We start from the raw sequence: 2,541 nt of genomic DNA on the forward strand, positions 1-2,541 counted from the left end.
TGGGTCGTGGAGTGCAACCACGGCTGCATGGACAAGGCATCAGCTTCAAAACTCAGTAGCAAATGGCATGAGACCGGACCGATCGATCCGGTGAAGGCCATCCTGATCATGAACGAACAGGAGTAAGTTGCCATGCCCCTCGCTGCCGGAATTGGAAGCCCTGGGCCGGTTCAGCCGACCTCGGACGTTGGGCACAGTGGTCACACCGTTTCGGCAAGTGGCACCTCTTCCTTTGCCGGCGCTCTTTCACAGGTCATGAGCAGAACGACCAGTACGGCCCCGTCGGGGACGCCCAGTCCCGCATCCAGTACGGGGGGCGCACCGCAGAGTTCAGCACAACGCGATACACGGCCCTCTTTGGGGGATGTCTTCCAACCCCGTCACATCCCATTGGTGGGATCAGGGCACCCGAGCCATGATTTTCAGCAACTCGCCTTGGGCTTGAGGGCCTATCGTCAACAAATCATCGCGTCCAATATCGCCAACGCCGATACCCCCGGCTACAAGGCCGTCGACATCGATTTCCAGGACGCGCTACGTAACGCCCAGGCGGCGGCGAATGTGCCTCCAGTATCCCTGACCACGACCTCAATGGGGCACTTGCCAGGACAAAGCACCGGCACCCCGCCTCCCATCCCCCTGAAATACCATGTCCCCAGCCAAGGCAGTGTCGATGGGAACACCGTCGAAATGGATGTCGAACGGGCCAAGTTCGCGGAGAACACGCTGATGCTCAAGTTCTCAATGGATCGGGTGAGTGGGCACTTCAAACACGAAATCGAAATGCTCCAGAGCCTGAAGTGAAAAGCTGACATGAGCCGCCTGTTGCCAGAAACTTCTGGCCAGCTGCACGGGATGCTGGCCATCAGGCTTGGGTTGGCTGCGACCGTGGTTGCGCTGGTTGCCGGTGGCGTTGCTTATTTCGTTGAAACCTACCGGGCGGAACAGGCCGCACTGGAGCAGGCCACCCGCAGCGCCCGCCATTTCGCCACGCCTGCGATGCAGGTGATCGTTGGCGCTGGCCGGCCTGACGGTCATGACGAACTGGAGAGCTTGCTGGACAAGAGTCGTTTTGTCGGGCTGCAGGTCTTTGATCGTGATGGCAGTCCGGTTTACGAGAACTGGGGGAGTAGCACCGTTTCGCTGATAGACGTGCTTCGTGCCCAAACCTTGAAACGTCCAGAGGGGCACCAGATCCACCGCACCTGGATCGAAGTGGGTTCCGAGCATCTGATCCACGTCGTTGTCCCGATCTCCGGTAGCGATGGGCGTCTTGTCGGATATGTGAGGACCCTCAGCCGGCTCGATGCGGAAACTCTCCAGGCTCAACGGGACCAGGTTCGCACGGGGGCGCTTACCGCTATTGGCGCCGTGGTGGCGACAGCGCTGGTTCTATATCCCCTGATGCTGGCTTTGCTGCGGCGCTCAACGGACTTGTCCCGTTCCTTGCTGGACTCCAACCTGTCGCTGATCCGCTCCCTGGGAAACGCCGTGGCCAAGAAGGATTCCGGTACCGATGCCCACAACTATCGAGTCACGCTTTACGCGATTGGTTTGGCTGAAGCACTGGGGGTCTCGGCGGAAGATATCTCGCACCTGGTTGCCGGTGCCTTTCTGCACGACGTGGGCAAGATCGGGATTCCCGACAGCATCCTCCTGAAGGGGGGCTCGCTGACGCCCGCCGAACTCCTGGTCATGCAGAAGCATCCGGTCCTAGGTACTGAGATCGTCACCGGAAACCCCTGGTTGCAGGAGGCTGCCGTGATCATCCGGCACCACCACGAACGTCTGGACGGAAAAGGTTACCCCGATGGTTTGCGCGGCGAGGGAATTCCCCTGATCGCCCGGATCTTCGCCGTCGTGGACGTGTTCGATGCGCTCACTTCCGAGCGCTCCTACAAGTCGCCGATGGGGCTCGACGAGGCCATGCAGATCATCCTGCGCGAATCCGGAAGTCACTTTGATCCGCGCATCGCGACCGCGTTCATGGATATCGCCCCTGCGCTGTACGTCACGATCACGCGGGCAGATCCGAACGAACTACGACAACGTCTCCATGAGGCGTTGTCGCGCTACTTCAAGCTGGGTGTCTTGCCGCCGCTTGCGTAGTTCATGCCAAGTGCAGAACGTGTCCGGTAGGTGCGAGTCCCGTCGAGCCTTCTGTTGGTGATACCCTGATCGACTACCTGATCTGCTTTCCATCTGCATGTCTGAAACTACCCGTCTCTTGATTGATCGCTGGAAGCAAGACCCGAATGGAAGCTACCAGTCCTGGTTCTTGTGGCCCGAACGACTGAAGAACTTCCGCTCGATCCGGCGTGGAATCGGCCAGGTCATCAAGGAGATCGACGAAGGCAACTTCGGCAATGTCTATCAAGGATCTTCTCTCCAAACGGTCGTGGCCTCGATTGCCGAGCAGCGTCAGATCTTCAAGGGGGCCGACCATGCGTTCCTGTGGAAGCCTAAACTGAGGATTCCGGATATCTACGAAGACAGGGACAATCAACGTGCCTTTGGACGGTTGCTGCATGCGTGCGATTG

The 2,541-nt window shown here is 59.2% G+C and carries 2 protein-coding genes and 1 pseudogene; all 3 read left to right on the forward strand.

Annotated elements, in window-relative coordinates; translation table 11 throughout:
- Nucleotides 1-393: 393 nt before the first annotated feature.
- Entirely contained in the window at nt 394-804 is a 411-nt protein-coding gene (flgB, locus tag PHI64_RS23530; protein WP_366945265.1) for a flagellar basal body rod protein FlgB, read from the forward strand.
- Nucleotides 805-813: 9 nt separating this feature from the next.
- Nucleotides 814-2,109 carry an HD-GYP domain-containing protein gene (locus PHI64_RS23535; protein ID WP_299888859.1) on the forward strand — a complete coding sequence of 432 codons (1,296 nt, stop codon included), beginning with the start codon at nt 814-816 and terminating at the stop codon, nt 2,107-2,109.
- Between the two features lie 97 nt (nt 2,110-2,206).
- A pseudogene (locus PHI64_RS23540) lies at nt 2,207-2,541 on the forward strand (type II restriction endonuclease); the annotation flags it as partial.

It is taken from the genome of Zoogloea sp. (assembly GCF_028689785.1).
GTDB lineage: Bacteria > Pseudomonadota > Gammaproteobacteria > Burkholderiales > Rhodocyclaceae > Zoogloea.